This is a genomic window from Faecalimonas umbilicata, from assembly GCF_004346095.1.
Taxonomy (GTDB): domain Bacteria; phylum Bacillota; class Clostridia; order Lachnospirales; family Lachnospiraceae; genus Faecalimonas; species Faecalimonas umbilicata.
The window spans coordinates 45,343-61,519 of the sequence record NZ_SLZV01000003.1 but is presented as its reverse complement, the minus strand read 5'-3'; the positions used below and the strand labels follow the sequence as shown (position 1 = coordinate 61,519).

General features: G+C 45.7%; 17 protein-coding genes. 16 read left to right on the top strand and 1 reads right to left on the bottom strand.

Annotated elements, in window-relative coordinates; all coding sequences use genetic code 11:
- Positions 1-12 precede the first annotated feature (12 nt).
- The 8 genes from EDD74_RS14980 (at position 13) to rseP (ending at position 6,622) form a co-directional block, all read left to right on the top strand.
- On the top strand, positions 13-159 hold the full coding sequence (locus tag EDD74_RS14980) for a hypothetical protein (RefSeq protein ID WP_008975841.1): 147 nt from the start codon (positions 13-15) through the stop codon (positions 157-159).
- Between the two features lie 205 nt (positions 160-364).
- Positions 365-1,357 carry a hypothetical protein gene (locus tag EDD74_RS02045; RefSeq protein WP_116442515.1) on the top strand — a complete coding sequence of 331 codons (993 nt, stop codon included), beginning with the start codon at positions 365-367 and terminating at the stop codon, positions 1,355-1,357.
- A 117-nt stretch (positions 1,358-1,474) separates the two neighbouring features.
- Positions 1,475-2,173, top strand: coding sequence for a UMP kinase (gene pyrH, locus EDD74_RS02040; protein ID WP_116442130.1), 699 nt, complete (start codon positions 1,475-1,477; stop codon positions 2,171-2,173).
- A gap of 22 nt (positions 2,174-2,195) precedes the next feature.
- The gene (frr, locus tag EDD74_RS02035) at positions 2,196-2,747 is read left to right on the top strand and encodes a ribosome recycling factor (protein ID WP_016440451.1); all 552 of its coding nucleotides are present in this window, start codon (positions 2,196-2,198) and stop codon (positions 2,745-2,747) included.
- A gap of 133 nt (positions 2,748-2,880) precedes the next feature.
- Positions 2,881-3,600: an isoprenyl transferase gene (locus EDD74_RS02030; protein ID WP_008975836.1), complete on the top strand. Its 720-nt coding sequence runs from the start codon at positions 2,881-2,883 to the stop codon at positions 3,598-3,600.
- Positions 3,593-4,432, top strand: a complete 840-nt coding sequence (locus EDD74_RS02025; RefSeq protein ID WP_008975835.1) for a phosphatidate cytidylyltransferase — start codon at positions 3,593-3,595, stop codon at positions 4,430-4,432. Before EDD74_RS02030 ends, EDD74_RS02025 begins: the two co-directional genes overlap by 8 nt.
- A 9-nt stretch (positions 4,433-4,441) precedes the next feature.
- Entirely contained in the window at positions 4,442-5,584 is a 1,143-nt protein-coding gene (locus tag EDD74_RS02020; protein ID WP_008975834.1) for a 1-deoxy-D-xylulose-5-phosphate reductoisomerase, read from the top strand.
- 3 nt (positions 5,585-5,587) lie between these two features.
- Positions 5,588-6,622, top strand: coding sequence for an RIP metalloprotease RseP (gene rseP, locus EDD74_RS02015; RefSeq protein ID WP_116442131.1), 1,035 nt, complete (start codon positions 5,588-5,590; stop codon positions 6,620-6,622).
- A 164-nt stretch (positions 6,623-6,786) separates the two neighbouring features.
- Here rseP and rpsT read toward each other — a convergent pair whose 3' ends face one another.
- Entirely contained in the window at positions 6,787-7,050 is a 264-nt protein-coding gene (gene rpsT, locus EDD74_RS02010; protein ID WP_009261739.1) for a 30S ribosomal protein S20, read from the bottom strand.
- 188 nt (positions 7,051-7,238) lie between these two features.
- Between rpsT and gpr the strand changes: the two genes are divergently transcribed.
- The 8 genes from gpr (at position 7,239) to EDD74_RS01970 (ending at position 16,167) form a co-directional block, all read left to right on the top strand.
- Positions 7,239-8,207 carry a GPR endopeptidase gene (gene gpr / locus EDD74_RS02005; RefSeq protein ID WP_016440455.1) on the top strand — a complete coding sequence of 323 codons (969 nt, stop codon included), beginning with the start codon at positions 7,239-7,241 and terminating at the stop codon, positions 8,205-8,207.
- Between the two features lie 123 nt (positions 8,208-8,330).
- A complete protein-coding gene (locus tag EDD74_RS02000; protein WP_016438993.1) occupies positions 8,331-9,485 on the top strand; it encodes a stage II sporulation protein P in 1,155 nt (384 codons plus the stop codon).
- Between the two features lie 114 nt (positions 9,486-9,599).
- Entirely contained in the window at positions 9,600-11,522 is a 1,923-nt protein-coding gene (locus EDD74_RS01995; RefSeq protein WP_008975829.1) for a DNA gyrase/topoisomerase IV subunit B, read from the top strand.
- Between the two features lie 16 nt (positions 11,523-11,538).
- Positions 11,539-13,779 carry a DNA gyrase/topoisomerase IV subunit A gene (locus EDD74_RS01990; protein WP_116442132.1) on the top strand — a complete coding sequence of 747 codons (2,241 nt, stop codon included), beginning with the start codon at positions 11,539-11,541 and terminating at the stop codon, positions 13,777-13,779.
- A gap of 162 nt (positions 13,780-13,941) precedes the next feature.
- Positions 13,942-14,409, top strand: a complete 468-nt coding sequence (rimP, locus tag EDD74_RS01985) for a ribosome maturation factor RimP (protein ID WP_009261743.1) — start codon at positions 13,942-13,944, stop codon at positions 14,407-14,409.
- Positions 14,410-14,429: 20 nt separating this feature from the next.
- Entirely contained in the window at positions 14,430-15,563 is a 1,134-nt protein-coding gene (nusA, locus tag EDD74_RS01980) for a transcription termination factor NusA (RefSeq protein ID WP_008975826.1), read from the top strand.
- Positions 15,564-15,578: 15 nt separating this feature from the next.
- Complete coding sequence (rnpM, locus tag EDD74_RS01975) at positions 15,579-15,857, top strand: RNase P modulator RnpM (RefSeq protein WP_009261744.1); 279 nt, start codon at positions 15,579-15,581, stop codon at positions 15,855-15,857.
- Positions 15,838-16,167: a L7Ae/L30e/S12e/Gadd45 family ribosomal protein gene (locus EDD74_RS01970; protein ID WP_009261745.1), complete on the top strand. Its 330-nt coding sequence runs from the start codon at positions 15,838-15,840 to the stop codon at positions 16,165-16,167. Before rnpM ends, EDD74_RS01970 begins: the two co-directional genes overlap by 20 nt.
- Positions 16,168-16,177: the final 10 nt, after the last annotated feature.

Genomic DNA, 16,177 nt, shown 5'->3' with positions numbered 1-16,177 from the left:
GGATGAAGCAGGATGAAAAGACAGTATGAAGCACCAGCATTAGAAATTATCGAGTTTGACGGAGAGAGTATCATCACGATGAGTGGAGTAACAGGGGATGAGACTTCGTCACAGAATGATAATATGCTTGATGTTGGAGGAACTGGCTGGGGAGAATAATCCTAGTCAGGAAGAGATGACATAAGAAGGAAAGTGAGACGGCGGCAGACTTTTGTCTGTTGCCGTCTCTTTCTGTGAGCGGCAGGAGAACACCTCACAAAATTTTCTTCGATTGATTTTCTTCTTTTCTTATCGTATAATGTTTTATACGAGTGAAAACAGAGAAAGAGAGTGCAGAAGGAATATGAAAGCAGGAAAACAAAGGATGGCATTGCTGAGGATTGTGGCGGTAGTAGTCACCGTCATCGGGATCATTGGCATTGCTGCGGCGCTGTGGGCAGAGAAGAAAAAGGAGCAGCAGTGGGTTTCGAGCAATGCAGAAATTACCGCACGGATTAAGCCGTTTGAGGAGGAGAAGCGTGTATTAGAGAAGCAGGATAAGGAATGGCTGCAGCGGTTGGAGAACACAAGAAATGGAGGGACTTGTGTTCTGCTTGGCTTTGCAAATGCAAATCAAACGCTTACACAGGATACACTCCAGATCATGACAGAATATGGATATCGAGGAACATTTCCGCTGCAAAATGGGTTAGTACCGGGAAGTTCGCCGGAACTGATGAGTATGGAAGCGTTTCATGGCATGCTTGGAAGCGGATGGGAATATGTGTTCCAGACCGAGTCTCCGGGAGGAGAAGATGAGGAGCAGTGGGTACAACAACTGGATGCCCAGATTGCAGCATGGAATGGTGCGGGGATTGGGACACCGGGGGGATATTTTTTCTCTGAGGGGCAAAGTTCCGAGAGCAAGGAGGAAGATCTGAAGGCGCGAGGATTTTCGGTATGGGCGGTTCCGCAGCAGTCCGGAGGCTATATTGGGAATCTGGAAGATGGTGTACTTCCGGTGAAGACTGTGGTAGTGTCAAAGCATGCAATGACGATGGAGTCTGCCCTCACGAATGCGATAAGCAAAAAGAAGTCGGTGGCATTTTTGTTTCCGGAAGTGACTTCTCAGATAGAAGGTGACGGGGAAGCCATTACACCTGAGACGTTTCGAAAGCTTCTGTCAGAGATCAAAGAAAAGGAGATGGCAGGAGCTTTGCAGGTGATGACCTATTATCAGTACTACCAGTATCGCGTGCAGTGCCAGGCGGAAGCAGAAGCATTGAAATTGGAGTATGAGATTTTTTGCCAACAGAAAGATGCAAGAATCAAAGAGCTGGATGAGGAAATCCGAAACGTACTGGAAGAATATCGATAAAATGAGAAATCCCGTCGGGAAGAGATTCCATTTTTGATAAAATTATGATATACTGGTAACGTAAGAGTCCTGGTATGTCTATATATCAATGACAAAAGAGAATAAGGAGCGAGACAGATGAAGAGAGTATTACTGAAGCTCAGCGGAGAAGCGCTGGCAGGAGATAAAAAGACAGGTTTTGATGAGGCGACCTGTATCGGAGTCGCAGAGCAGGTAAAACAGCTTGTAGATGCAGGAATCCAGGTTGCGATCGTGACCGGAGGAGGCAACTTCTGGAGAGGAAGAACGAGCGAGACGATCGACCGCACGAAAGCGGACCAGATCGGGATGCTGGCGACAATCATGAACTGTACTTATGTATCTGAGATTTTCCGCCATGTGGGAATGAAGACAGAAGTATTTACTCCATTTGTATGTGGAGCATTCACGACTCTGTTCTCCAAGGATGCAGCTGTGGAAGCGCTTGAAGAAGGAAAGGTAGTTTTCTTTGCCGGAGGTACCGGACATCCGTATTTTTCTACGGATACAGGTGCGGTTCTGCGTGCGATTGAGATCGAGGCAGAGGCAATGCTCGTTGCGAAGACGATCGATGGCGTATATGACAGTGATCCGAAGGTGAATCCGGAGGCTGTGAAGTACGATGAGATTTCGATCAGTGAAGTGATCGAGAAGAGACTGGCCGTGATCGATCTGGCAGCATCTATCTTATGTATGGAGAATCAGATGCCTATGCTCGTGTTTGGTTTGAGCGAGGAGAATAGTATCGTAGAGACGATGACAGGAACATTTACAGGAACGAAAGTAACTGTATCATAAAAAGAAGCGGAGGAATATAGCAATGAATGAAAGACTGAATGTATTTAATGAAAAAATGGAGAAATCTTACAACAGCCTGACAAGTGAACTGGCAACGATCCGTGCAGGACGTGCAAACCCACATGTACTGGATAAGCTGACAGTAGACTACTACGGATCACCAACTCCGATCCAGCAAGTGGCGAATGTATCTGTGCCGGAAGCGCGCATGATCCAGATCCAGCCATGGGAAAAATCAATGGTAAAAGAGATCGAGAAGGCGATCCTGACTTCTGATATCGGAATCAATCCGACCAATGATGGTACAGTCATCCGTCTTGTATTTCCGGAGCTGACAGAAGAGCGAAGAAAAGAACTTGTGAAAGATGTTAAGAAAAAAGGAGAAGCAGGAAAGGTTGCAGTTCGTAACATCAGACGTGATGGAAATGATACGTTTAAGAAATTAAAAGGAACAGAGGTTTCTGAAGATGAGATCAAGGATCTGGAAGATGAATTACAGAAACTGACAGATAAGTACATCGCACAGATTGATAAAGCTGTTGAGGCAAAATCAAAAGAAGTGATGACTGTCTAAGAAGAAATTCTGTGTGAGGCACACAGTGTTTCATTTCTGATCTGAGACAACAGAAGAAAAAAAGGAGGATAAGCAAGGGGGATGAAGTGACGTCTGACCTTGCTTATCCTATTAGAGAGGAGAATTTGATTAGATGAACGTACCACAGCATATTGCGATCATCCTGGATGGGAATGGGCGTTGGGCGAAGAAGAAAGGAATGCCGAGAAATTACGGGCATGCTCAGGGAAGCAAAAATGTAGAGCGGATCTGTGAGGAAGCATATAAGATGGGTGTCAAGTATCTGACGGTCTATGCGTTTTCTACAGAGAACTGGAACCGGCCGAAAGGGGAAGTAGATGCGCTGATGAAGCTTCTCAGAAATTATATGAAGACTTGTTTAAAGACTGCCGAGAAGAACCGGATGAAAGTGCGCGTGATCGGAGACTTGACAGGACTTGATGAGGATATCCGCACAAGGATCTTAGAACTTGAGGAGGCTTCGAAGAATAACGATGGTCTGAACTTTCAGATTGCGATCAATTATGGAAGCAGGGATGAAATCGTCCGTGCAGTGAGAACTCTTGCCAAGGACTGCAAAGAGGGAAAGATAGAGGCGGAGAAGATCACAGAAGAGGTGCTGGAGTCTTATCTGGACACACATGGGATTCCGGATCCGGATCTTTTGATCCGTACAAGCGGAGAATTGCGGCTCTCCAACTATCTGCTCTGGCAGCTTGCCTACACAGAATTTTATTTTACAGATGTGTTATGGCCGGACTTTACGAAGGAAGAATTGCGAAAGGCGATTGAACAATATAATCGCCGTGACAGACGTTTTGGAAAGACAGGGGAGGAAGATACAAATGTTTAAGACAAGATTGATCAGCGGGATTCTGCTTGTGATCGTGGCGCTGTTTGCGATTGTCAGCGGAGGAGATATTCTGTTTGGAATCCTTCTCGTTCTCAGTCTGATCGGAATGAGTGAACTTTATAAAATTGCAGATGTGCATAAAAAACTGCTTGGTGTGACAGGCTATGTGGCAGCAGCAGCTTACTATATTTTGCTGCACAGAGTAGCGGCGGGAAAAGCGCCGGGAGCATTTGCAGCGGGCCAGATCAATGAGATTACCTGCATCGGAATACTCTTTTTGATCGTGTTGATGGCAGTTTATGTGTTTTCTTTTCCGAAATATCGCTCAGAGCAGGTGATGCTGACTTATTTCGGAATGTTTTATGTGGCAGTGATGCTTTCTTACATCTATCAGACAAGACTGCTCCCACACGGGGCATTTCTCGTAGGACTTGTGTTTATCTGTTCCTGGGGATGTGATACTTGTGCGTACTGTGTCGGAATGCTGATCGGTAAACATAAGATGGCTCCGAAGTTAAGTCCGAAGAAGTCTGTGGAAGGTGGTATCGGTGGGATTGTAGGCGCTGCACTTCTTGGAGCGCTCTATGCTGCGGCAATCAATTATTTCGCGCCGGATGTGCAGGCAAGTGCATTCGCGTATGCATTTATTTGTGCAGTGGGCGGTATGATCTCACAGGTGGGAGATCTTGCGGCATCTGCAATCAAACGAAACCATGATATCAAGGACTATGGCAAGCTGATTCCGGGGCACGGCGGTGTGCTGGATCGGTTTGACAGTGTGATTTTTACAGCGCCGGTGATCTATTATCTCGCTGTGACGATAATGAAGTAGGTGAATAAGATGAAAAAGATAGCAATTTTAGGTTCGACAGGCTCCATCGGCACACAGACGTTGGAGGTTGTGAGAGAAAATAAAGATATCGAAGTATCAGGACTGGCTGCGGGGAATAATATAGAACGACTGGAAGCGCAGATTCGGGAATTTGCACCGAAAGTTGTGGCAGTCTGGAGTGAAGAGCGCGCAAAGGAACTGGCAGATAAGGTCAGAGATCTTGATGTGAAGATTGTATCTGGGATGGAAGGGTTGATTGAAGTATCCACACTTCCGGAAGTGGAGATCTTAGTGACTGCAATTGTAGGAATGATCGGGATTCGACCGACGATTGCGGCAATTACGGCCGGCAAACATATTGCGCTTGCAAATAAGGAGACACTTGTGACTGCGGGGCATATTATCATGCCGCTGGCAAAAGAACACGGAGTGTCGATCCTTCCGGTGGACAGTGAACACAGCGCCATTTTTCAGTCTTTGCAGGGCGGACAGGAGCGGGCGCTCCATAAGATCCTGCTCACAGCTTCCGGGGGACCATTCCGCGGAAGAAGATGGGAAGACCTTCAGAACGTCCAGGTGGAAGATGCCTTGAAGCATCCGAACTGGGAGATGGGAAGGAAGATTACGATCGATTCTTCTACGATGGTCAACAAAGGGCTGGAAGTGATTGAGGCAAAATGGCTCTTTGGAGTGGATGTAGATCAGATTGAGGTTGTTGTGCAGCCGCAGAGTATCATTCACTCCATGGTAGAATATGTAGATGGCGCGGTCATCGCCCAGCTTGGCACACCGGATATGAAGTTGCCGATTCAGTATGCACTCTACTACCCGGAGCGCAGATATCTGCCGGGAGACCGGCTGGATTTCAGAGGGCTTGCACAGCTGACCTTTGAGGAGCCGGATTTGGAGACCTTCTATGGGCTGCGGCTGGCATACGAGGCAGGAAAGGCAGGCGGAAGCCTTCCGACGGTGTTCAATGCTGCAAATGAAAAGGCAGTGAGTAAGTTCTTGAACCGGGAGATCAGATTTTTGGAGATACCGGAGATGATCCAGGCATGCATGGAGGCGCATAAAAATATCGCCAATCCTTCTGTGGATGAAATACTGCAGACAGAGGCAGAAACATATGACTATATAGAAAGCAGGTGGTAACAGATGGGCATTCTTCTTGCCTTGTTACTTTTTAGTTTCATTGTAATTGTCCATGAACTTGGACATTTCTTACTAGCAAAGAAAAATGGGATTGATGTATCAGAATTTTCTCTTGGAATGGGACCGAGGATCCTAAGCTTTGAGCGGGGAGGCACGAGATACTCGTGGAAACTTTTGCCGTTTGGAGGATCCTGTATGATGGGCGAAGATGAGATTGACGATCAGTCGGCGGGAAGCTTTAACAGCAAATCGGTTTGGGCAAGGATTTCTGTCATAGCGGCAGGACCGGTGTTTAATTTTATTCTCGCGTTTATCTTTGCGGTGATCCTTGTTGCCTGGGTTGGTTATGATCCGGCCGTTGCAGACGATGTGATTCCGGGGTCAGCGGCAGAGGAAGCCGGATTGCAGAAGGGCGATGTCATTGTGAAGATGAATCACAAGGATATCAATCTCTGGAGAGAGGTACAGGTATATAATCAAATGCATCAGGGGGAGACAGTCACGGTCACTTATGAGCGGGATGGAAAAGAACATCACGTAGATATCAAGCCGCGGATGGATGAAGAAACGGGGATGTATCTGCTTGGTCTGACCGGAAAGGCACAAAATGAGAAGGCAGATGGACTGAAGGCGCTTCAGTATGGAGCCTATGAAGTGAAATATTGGATCTGTACGACATTGGATGGCTTGAAGATGCTTGTCACCGGAAAAGTCGGTCTTGACCAGATGGCCGGCCCGGTAGGAATTGTAAACCTTGTAGATGATACTTATGAGGCTGCGAAACCGGCGGGAATGGCAATTGTATTCCTGAATCTGATGAACATCGGAATCTTGTTATCGGCAAACTTAGGGGTGATGAATCTGCTTCCAATTCCGGCGTTAGATGGTGGAAGACTGGTATTTTTGATCCTGGAAGTGATCCGTGGCAAGCGGATTGCGCCGGAGAAAGAGGGAATGGTCCATTTTGCAGGATTTGTGCTGCTTTTTGGATTGATGATCTTGATTTTATTCAATGATGTGAAAAATCTGTTTCTGTAAGATTTTTCCAGATCAAAGGATATGTGCAGGCGCTCTTTTATAAGAGCGCCTGCTGTGAGAGAAAATTAGGATTTTGTAGGAATTGGTCCTATGAAATAAAAAAAGAAGTAATCACATGACGGTATGATTACTTCTTTTTATTTCTATTTGATTAAGCTTTCTAATTAAGCAATTCCGTTAACAGCTTTTGTTAAACGAGAAACTTTTCTAGCACAAGTGTTCTTGTGGTAAACACCTTTAGAACCAGCTTTGTTGATCTCAACGATAGCAGCTTTTAAAGCTTCTTCAGCAGCAGCTTTGTCGCTGTGAGCAACAGCAGTCTCTACTTTTTTCACGTAAGTTTTTACTTTTGATTTAATTGCTTTATTTCTAGCAGCTTTTGTTTCGTTTACTAAAATTCTTTTTTTTGCAGATTTAATGTTAGCCAAATCGTACACCTCCAAATATGTGATTTTTTATTTTCTATTCGTTAGGGTAATTCGGCAGATTCGGACACGGACGTTCTGTCGAACACACTTATTTAGTTTAATGGATAGAATCTGTTCTGTCAATACATATTTCCCATTTTTTTGTAAAAACTATTAAAAAACAGAGTGGAAATGAGGGGAAGAATGTAATGTTGGAAAATTATAATATTCGTACAGACTTGGCGCTGGAGACAAGGGAACGGTTTGTGTCGGATCATGTGGAGATTCCGGGTGTGAGTGTGGAAGAGACTTACGACGAGGAGAGAGAGATCCGGACGACCCGCGTCGTTGTTGAGACAGAGAATGGAGCAAAGATGATGGGAAAGCCAGTCGGCACATATCTGACCATCGAGGCGCCGAATATGGCTGTGCCGGATGAAGATTATCACAGGGAAATTTCAAAAAAGCTGGCAGAGGATATCAAAGAACTCATACCGGAACGAAAGGAGGAAGTATCTGTTCTTGTGGTAGGGCTTGGAAACCGCGAGGTGACACCGGATGCACTCGGACCTTATGTGGCAGATCATCTGCATGTCACACGGCACATCGTAAAAGAATATGGAAAATATGCGATGGGAAAAGATCAAGTATATCTTGTCAGTGCTGTAGTGCCCGGGGTTACGGGGCAGACGGGAATGGAGACGCTGGAGATTGTGAAGGGGGTTGTGGAGGAAACGGAGCCGGATTTTGTTGTGGCGATCGATGCACTTGCGGCGAGAAACAGTAAAAGATTAAACCGGACGATTCAGATTACAGATACCGGAATCTGTCCGGGATCTGGTGTGGGGAACCATAGGCTGGCATTAAACAGTGAGACGTTGGGTGTCAAGGTGATCGGGATCGGTGTTCCGACTGTGGTAGATGCGGTGACGATCGTCAATGATACGATGGAAAACTTCATTGTAGCGTTGGAGTCTTCTGAACTGCTAAAAAGTGTAGGGGAGACACTGCGCAGTTACAACGAGGCAGAGAAGCAGGAACTGATCCGGGAGCTGATCGCTCCGCATCTGAATGGGATGTATATGACACCAAAAAATATTGATGACACTATCAAGCGGGTGAGTTTTACAATCTCGGAGGCATTAAATATCTTGTTTTCGGAAGGGACAGCCTCATAAATTTTTTGTTTGGCTCATATAGTTTAAAGGCAGGGCGATTGTGGCAGGATGGACAAGAGCAGCAGAAAATAGTGGGGAAGTGGATGCGTGAAAAAGAGATGGAAGCTGACAGGGACAGGAAGTATGACTGGAAAGATCGCAGTCTTTCTTGTGTTTTTATGTATTTTGCAAAATATGGGGACAGTTTTTGATAAAAAGGCAGTGGCAAAAAGTGTGCAGAAGAGGGCAGAGGAGCGATACCTGCCTTCTCTCTCTTATTTAAAAGCGGAACCTGTTCTTGCTCCGGGGGAGTGGATCGCAAAGCAGGCGATGCAGATTTTGCCTGCCGGTGGATATCTGCGGCGCCAGAAAGTTTATCGGGCATCGCTGGAGGATGAAGAAACGTACGAGATGATCTTGAAAAAGCAGGCGGAGGATGAAAATGAAGTGGGGGCAGATGGAAAACTGGTGAATCCAGAGAAAGCGGTAACGGTAGAGGAGCCGCCCAAGATGGCTCAGGTTCCCCCGGAGATGTCTATCGAGAAGCTGCGGGATTTTGATTATCTGCTCAGCAATTTTTATACGGTGGACAGTGCGACTATGATTGGGCCGGATCAGTTGAATGCGGATGACCTCCTGTCAAGGAGCATGAAGATTGAAAAGCAGGGAGATGCACCGAAAATTCTTATTTTCCATACGCATTCGCAGGAAGCTTTCATCGATTCCGTGGAGGGAGATACAGACACAACGATCGTCGGGATGGGGAAGCTTCTTGCAGAGCGGTTAAATGCACTTGGGATTCCGACGATCCACCATCCGGGTGTCTACGATCTGATCAATGGACAGTTGGACCGGAGCGCAGCATATGAGTATGCGGAGGCGGGAGTACGGCCAATCCTTGAAGAACATCCAAGCATCGAAGTTGTGATCGATCTTCACCGGGACGGCGTGGGTGAGGATACGCATCTGGTGACAGAAGTAAATGGAAAACCGACTGCGCAGATTATGTTTTTTAATGGGTTGAGCCGGACAAAGGATAACGGAGATATCGCATACCTTCCAAACCCATACATACAGGACAATCTGGCATTTTCACTTCAAATGAAGCTGGCGGCAGAACAGATGTATCCTGGATTTACAAGGAGGATCTTTCTCCGTGGGTACCGCTACAGTCTGCACATGCGCCCGAAGTCGCTTTTGATCGAGGCAGGGGCGCAGACAAACACGGTAGAGGAAATGAGAAATGCGATGGAACTGCTTGCAGTGACACTTCAGAAAGTGATTGTAGAAAATCCATAAAAACAGGAGTTTAGAAGCGGAAAGAACAGCTGTTCGAAAATAAAGTTGAAAATCCTGAACATTTGTGGTAGAATGTGTGAAGCTTTGATAAAGAACGTGAAAGGACAGGGGTAAATGGCTAAGAAAAATACATATGATGCAGATAGTATTTCGGTGCTCGAAGGGCTGGAGGCGGTCCGGAAGCGTCCGGGAATGTATATAGGAAGTGTGTCTACAAAGGGACTGAATCATCTGATCTATGAGATTGTGGATAATGCGGTGGATGAACATCTCGCCGGATTCTGTAATAAGATCAGTGTTTTTTTAGAAAAAGATGGTTCAGCTACGGTGGAGGACAATGGACGAGGAGTTCCAGTCGGCATGCACCAGAAGGGAATTTCTGCAGCGAGGCTTGTCTACACGACCTTGCATGCGGGAGGAAAGTTTGATGATTCGGCTTACAAGACAAGCGGTGGACTCCATGGTGTCGGATCTTCCGTAGTCAATGCGTTGTCAGAATATATGGATGTGAAGATCAGCCGGGACGGCGGGGTACACCATGACCGGTATGAGCGGGGGATTCCGGTCGTAGAGCTGGAAGACGGCCTTCTCCCGGTGATCGCAAAGACGAGAAAGACCGGTACACTTGTGAATTTTTTGCCGGATGGAGAGATTTTTGAGAAGACAAAGTTTAAGGCAGATGAGGTGAAGAGTCGTCTGCATGAAACGGCGTATCTGAATCCGGAACTGACGATTATCTTTGAGGATCGGAGACGAGAGCAGACAGAACATATTGAGTTTCATGAGCCGGATGGGATCATCGGTTTTATTAAAGATATGAACCAGAAGAAAGAGGTCATCCATGAGCCAGTCTATTTTAAAGGGGAAGCAGAAGGCATCGAGGTGGAAGTGGCATTTCAGTATGTCAATGAGTTCCATGAAAATGTGCTTGGTTTCTGCAATAACATTTACAATGCGGAGGGCGGTACGCACCTGACTGGATTCAAGACGACGTTTACTACAGTTATCAACCAATATGCGAGGGAACTTGGAATTTTAAAGGAGAAAGATTCCAATTTTACCGGAGCAGATATTCGAAACGGGATGACGGCGATCGTCTCGGTAAAGCATCCGGATCCTAGATTTGAAGGACAGACGAAGACGAAGCTTGACAATCCAGATGCATCCAAAGCTACCGGAAAGGTGACCGGGGAAGAGATTGTTCGCTACTTTGACCGAAATCTTGAGACGTTGAAGAAGGTGATCGGCTGTGCAGAGAAAGCGGCGAAGATCCGCAAGACAGAAGAACGTGCAAAAACGAATCTGCTGACGAAGCAAAAATATTCGTTTGACAGCAACGGAAAGCTTGCAAACTGTGAGAGCCGTGATGCATCAAAGTGTGAGATCTTTATCGTTGAGGGAGATTCGGCGGGAGGATCCGCAAAGACGGCGCGTGACCGGATGTATCAGGCGATCTTGCCGATCCGTGGAAAGATTTTGAATGTGGAGAAGGCAAGCATTGATAAAGTGCTGGCAAATGCGGAGATCAAAACGATGATCAATGCGTTTGGGTGTGGGTTTTCAGAAGGATATGGGAATGATTTTGACATCAGTAAGCTCCGCTATGATAAGATCATTATCATGGCAGATGCAGATGTGGACGGAGCGCATATTTCTACATTGCTTCTGACCTTATTCTATCGCTTTATGCCGGAGTTGATCTTTGAGGGACATGTCTATATTGCGATGCCGCCGCTTTACAAGGCGATGCCGAAGAAGGGTGAGGAAGAGTATCTGTATGACGATAAGGCACTCGAACAGTACCGGAAGCGTCAGACCGGTCCGTTTACTCTGCAGAGGTACAAAGGTCTCGGGGAGATGGATGCAGAGCAGCTTTGGGAGACCACATTGAATCCGGAGACAAGAATGTTAAAATTGGTAGAGATTGAAGATGCGAGAATGGCATCTAGTGTGACAGAGATGCTGATGGGAAGTGATGTTCCGCCGAGACGTGCATTTATCTATGAGAATGCGGCAGAGGCAGAACTGGATATATAGTTAGGTGAGGTAAAATATGAACGAGCAGCAAGTGATAAGAACCGAGTATTCGGATGTGATGAAGAAGTCTTACATTGATTATGCGATGAGTGTCATCATAGCAAGAGCACTGCCGGATGTCCGGGATGGTTTAAAGCCGGTACAGAGAAGAACGCTCTATGATATGTATGAACTTGGGATCAGATATGACAGACCATACAGAAAGTGTGCCCGTATCGTCGGAGATACGATGGGTAAATATCACCCACACGGTGACAGTTCCATCTATGAGGCGCTGGTTGTTATGGCGCAGGATTTTAAAAAGGGAATGGTGCTGGTAGACGGTCACGGGAATTTTGGGTCGATAGAAGGGGACGGCGCTGCGGCGATGCGTTATACGGAGAGCCGTCTGGCCAAAATCACGCAGGAAGCGTATCTGGCAGATCTTGATAAAGACATTGTAGATTTTGTGCCAAATTTTGACGAGACAGAAAAAGAGCCGGAAGTGCTTCCGGTCAGAATTCCGAACCTCCTTGTCAATGGTGCGGAGGGAATCGCAGTCGGTATGGCCACGAGTATCCCGACACATAACCTAGGTGAGGTGATCGATGCAGTAAAGGCATACATGAGGAACAATGAGATCACAACGGAAGAACTTCTGACATATCTGAAGGGGCCGGATTTCCCGACCGGGGGCATCGTAGTCAACAAAGATGATCTGCCATCCATCTATGAGACCGGTACAGGAAAGATTAAACTTCGCGGAAAAGTAGAGGTAGAGAATGGAAAAGGCGGAAAGAAACGTCTGGTCATCTCTGAGATTCCTTATACGATGATCGGCGCAGGGATCGGAAAGTTTTTGAACGATATCTGTGCACTGGTGGAGGCAAAGAAGACAAATGATATCGTAGACATCTCGAATCAGTCTTCCAAAGAAGGGATCCGTATTGTTCTCGAACTGAAAAAAGATGCGGACATTGAAAACCTGAAAAACATGCTCTATAAGAAGACGCGTCTGGAAGATACGTTTGGGGTGAACATGCTTGCAGTTGCCGATGGAAGACCGGAGACGATGGGGCTCCGCCAGATCATCGAACACCACGTAGATTTTCAGTTTGAACTGATGACGAGAAAATATAAGACATTGCTTGCAAAAGAACTTGCGAAAAAAGAGATTCAGGAAGGTCTGATCAAGGCGTGTGACGTCATTGACTTGATTATTGAGATCTTAAGAGGCAGCAAGTCGATCAAAGATGCGAAGGAATGCTTGATCCACGGAACTGTGGAGAATATTACGTTTAAGACAGCGGCATCCAAGAAAAAGGCAGCAAAACTGTGCTTTACCGAGAAGCAGGCAACAGCGATTCTGGAGATGCGCCTCTATAAACTGATCGGTCTGGAAATCGAAGCGCTGATGAAGGAACATGAAGAGACGTTGAAAAACATTGAAAAGTATGAAGATATCCTGAATAATTATGATTCGATGACGAATGTGATCATTGATGAACTGGAAGGATATAAAAAAGCTTACGCAAGAGAACGCCGTACTGTGATCGAGAATGGAAAAGAGGCAATTTATGAAGAGAACAAGGTGGAAGAACAGGATGTGATCCTGCTTCTGGATCGCTTTGGATATGCAAAGACTGTGGATGTAGCAACGTATGAGCGGAATAAAGAAGCCGCAGACAGCGAGAACAAGCACATTGTTCCGTGTAAAAATACTGGAAAAGTTTGTATTTTTACGAATACCGGAAAGATGCATCAGGTAAAAGTCTCAGATATTCCATATGGAAAGTTTCGAGATAAGAGTGTTCCGATCGATAATCTGGGGAACTACGACAGTGCGCAGGAAGAGATCGTATATCTCTGTGCGGAAGAAGAATTAAAAGATGCGAAACTGCTATTTGTGACAAGGCAAAGTATGCTAAAACAAGTGGCCGGAGAAGAGTTTCTTGTATCAAAGCGGACGACTGCGGCAACGAAGCTTCAGGAAGCGGACGAAGTCGTTGCGGTTATAAAGGTTTTGGAAGAGCAGAATATCGTGCTTCAGACGGAAGGAGGATATTTCCTGCGGTTTCTTCTTTCGGAGGTGCCGGAGAAGAAAAAAGGTGCAGTCGGTGTGCGCGGAATGAAGCTGCAAAAGAGTGACCGGATTGAGCAGATTTATCTGTTTGCAGACGGGGTTGACACAAAGGGAAGTTATCAGGAAAAAGAAGTTTCCTTAAACCGGCTCAAGTTAAATAAGCGGGATGGAAAAGGGACGAAGACACGATTATAAAGCGAAAGCGGCAAAAAGCGCTTGCTTTTCCCAGAGAGTTGTGCTATGCTCTTTAATAGATTGATATGTAACTGACAGAAGAGTGGGCAAGACGTCCACTCTTCTTTGTATCATGCAGATTTGTCAGAGACGAAAGAACAAGAACAGAAAGGAAGAGATGATTTGTCAAAAAGAGAAGTATATGAACAGAAAACAGAAGAACTGATTCTGCCGATCGTGGAGGGCAATGGATTTGAACTGGTAGATGTGGAGTATGTAAAGGAAGGAAGCAACTGGTACCTGCGCGCTTATATCGATAAACCGGGAGGAATTGCAGTAGATGACTGTGAAGTAGTCAGCCGTGCATTTTCAGAGATTCTGGACCGGGAAGATTATATCGAGGATACTTATATTTTTGAAGTCAGCTCTCCGGGACTTGGAAGACCGCTAAAGAAAGAGAAAGATTTTAAACGCAGTCTGGGAGAAGAAGTGGAGATCAGAACGTACCGTGCGATCGACAGACAGAAGGAATTTACCGGTATTTTAAAATCGTATGACAAAGACACTGTCACTATCGAATATGAAGATGGTGAACCGAAGACATTTGAGAGAAGCGAGATCGCATTGATCCGTCTTGCACTTGATTTTTAAACAGTTAGGAGGAAATAGAAATGAACACTGAGTTATTAGAAGCGCTGACGATCTTAGAAGAGGAAAAAGACATCAGCAAAGAGACCATGTTAGATGCAATTGAGAATTCATTGATGAATGCCTGCAAGAACCATTTTGGAAAAGCAGATAACATTAAGATCATCATGAACAGGGAGACATGCGATTATTCCGTATTTGCGGAGAAAGTCGTTGTGGAGGAAGTAGAAGATGAGGTGATGGAGATCAGCCTTGCAGATGCAAAGATGATCGATTCAAAATTTGAACTTGGCGACATTGTCCAGATTCCGGTAGAATCAAAGGAATTCGGAAGAATTGCCACACAGAATGCAAAAAACCTGATCCTCCAGAAAATCCGCGAGGAAGAAAGAAAAGTGGTTTATGACCAGTATTTTGAAAAAGAAAAAGATATCGTTACAGGTATTGTTCAGAGATATGTTGGCAAAAATGTAAGTATTAACCTTGGTAAGGCAGATGCGATGCTGACAGAGAATGAACAGGTCAAAGGAGAGGTATTTAAGCCGACAGAGCGTATCAAACTGTACGTGGTAGAAGTAAAGAATACGACAAAAGGACCGAAGATCTTAGTTTCTCGTACACATCCAGAACTTGTAAAGCGTCTGTTTGAGTCAGAAGTTGCAGAAGTCAAAGACGGAACAGTAGAGATCAAGAGTATTTCCAGAGAAGCAGGTTCTCGTACAAAGATCGCTGTATGGTCCAATGATCCGGATGTTGATCCAGTTGGAGCATGCGTCGGAATGAACGGTGCAAGAGTCAATGCGATTGTCAACGAACTGCGCGGGGAGAAGATCGATATCATCAACTGGAGTGAGAATCCGGCAATCTTAATTGAGAATGCATTAAGCCCGGCAAAAGTTATTTCTGTTATGGCAGATCCGGATGAGAAGACAGCAAGTGTGATTGTTCCAGATTACCAGCTTTCTCTTGCAATCGGAAAAGAAGGGCAGAACGCAAGACTTGCAGCGCGTCTGACTGGCTATAAGATTGACATTAAGAGCGAGACACAGGCCATTGAGGCAGGAGATCTTCCGGAAAACTATATGGATATGGCGATGGAAGCAGCAGAAGTGGATGAGCCGGAGCAGACAGAGGACTATCTGGCAGATGAAGAATAGAAACGGAGTGATTGTTTGGGCAGCGTAAAGAAGATTCCTATGCGGAAGTGCGTAGGATGTGGTGAAATGAAAAGTAAAAAAGAGATGATGCGCGTACTGAAAACGTCAGAAAACGAATTCATTCTGGATGCGACCGGCAAGAAAAACGGCCGCGGGGCATACCTTTGCTTTTCACGGGAATGTCTGGAAAAGGCAGTGAAAAACAGAGGGCTTGAGAGATCTTTCAAACAATCCATTCCGGCAGAGGTATATGAACATTTAAAAGAGGAGATGGATGCGATTGAAACAAAGTAAAGCACTTTCGCTGATCAGTCTGGCGACCAAGGCGGGAAAGACAGTAAGCGGAGAGTTTTCAACTGAGAAAGAGACAAAGTCAGGAAGAGCAGAACTTGTCATTGTGGCAGAGGATGCTTCTGACAATACAAAAAAGAAGTTTCAGAACATGTGTGATTTCTATGAAGTACCAATTTATTTTTATAAGGATAAAGATACGTTGGGGCATGCAATGGGAAAAGAATTCCGGGCATCGCTTGCCGTGCTGGATGCAGGATTTGCAAAGGGAATTAAGAAGCAGATAGAGGATGAGAGGCAGACAATGGCATAGAGGAGGTAGA

Excerpts from the sequence above, each read along its gene's own strand:
- EDD74_RS01995 (WP_008975829.1), top strand. The coding sequence starts at position 9,600 with ATGGCTAAGAAAAATACATATGATGCAGATAGTATTTCGGTGCTCGAA.
- EDD74_RS02030 (WP_008975836.1), top strand. The coding sequence starts at position 2,881 with ATGAACGTACCACAGCATATTGCGATCATCCTGGATGGGAATGGGCGT.
- gpr (WP_016440455.1), top strand. The coding sequence starts at position 7,239 with ATGTTGGAAAATTATAATATTCGTACAGACTTGGCGCTGGAGACAAGG.
- EDD74_RS01990 (WP_116442132.1), top strand. The coding sequence starts at position 11,539 with ATGAACGAGCAGCAAGTGATAAGAACCGAGTATTCGGATGTGATGAAG.
- EDD74_RS02025 (WP_008975835.1), top strand. The coding sequence starts at position 3,593 with ATGTTTAAGACAAGATTGATCAGCGGGATTCTGCTTGTGATCGTGGCG.
- EDD74_RS02000 (WP_016438993.1), top strand. The coding sequence starts at position 8,331 with ATGACTGGAAAGATCGCAGTCTTTCTTGTGTTTTTATGTATTTTGCAA.
- EDD74_RS02020 (WP_008975834.1), top strand. The coding sequence starts at position 4,442 with ATGAAAAAGATAGCAATTTTAGGTTCGACAGGCTCCATCGGCACACAG.
- EDD74_RS02045 (WP_116442515.1), top strand. The coding sequence starts at position 365 with ATGGCATTGCTGAGGATTGTGGCGGTAGTAGTCACCGTCATCGGGATC.
- nusA (WP_008975826.1), top strand. The coding sequence starts at position 14,430 with ATGAACACTGAGTTATTAGAAGCGCTGACGATCTTAGAAGAGGAAAAA.
- EDD74_RS01970 (WP_009261745.1), top strand. The coding sequence starts at position 15,838 with ATGCGATTGAAACAAAGTAAAGCACTTTCGCTGATCAGTCTGGCGACC.
- frr (WP_016440451.1), top strand. The coding sequence starts at position 2,196 with ATGAATGAAAGACTGAATGTATTTAATGAAAAAATGGAGAAATCTTAC.
- pyrH (WP_116442130.1), top strand. The coding sequence starts at position 1,475 with ATGAAGAGAGTATTACTGAAGCTCAGCGGAGAAGCGCTGGCAGGAGAT.
- EDD74_RS14980 (WP_008975841.1), top strand. The coding sequence starts at position 13 with ATGAAAAGACAGTATGAAGCACCAGCATTAGAAATTATCGAGTTTGAC.
- rseP (WP_116442131.1), top strand. The coding sequence starts at position 5,588 with ATGGGCATTCTTCTTGCCTTGTTACTTTTTAGTTTCATTGTAATTGTC.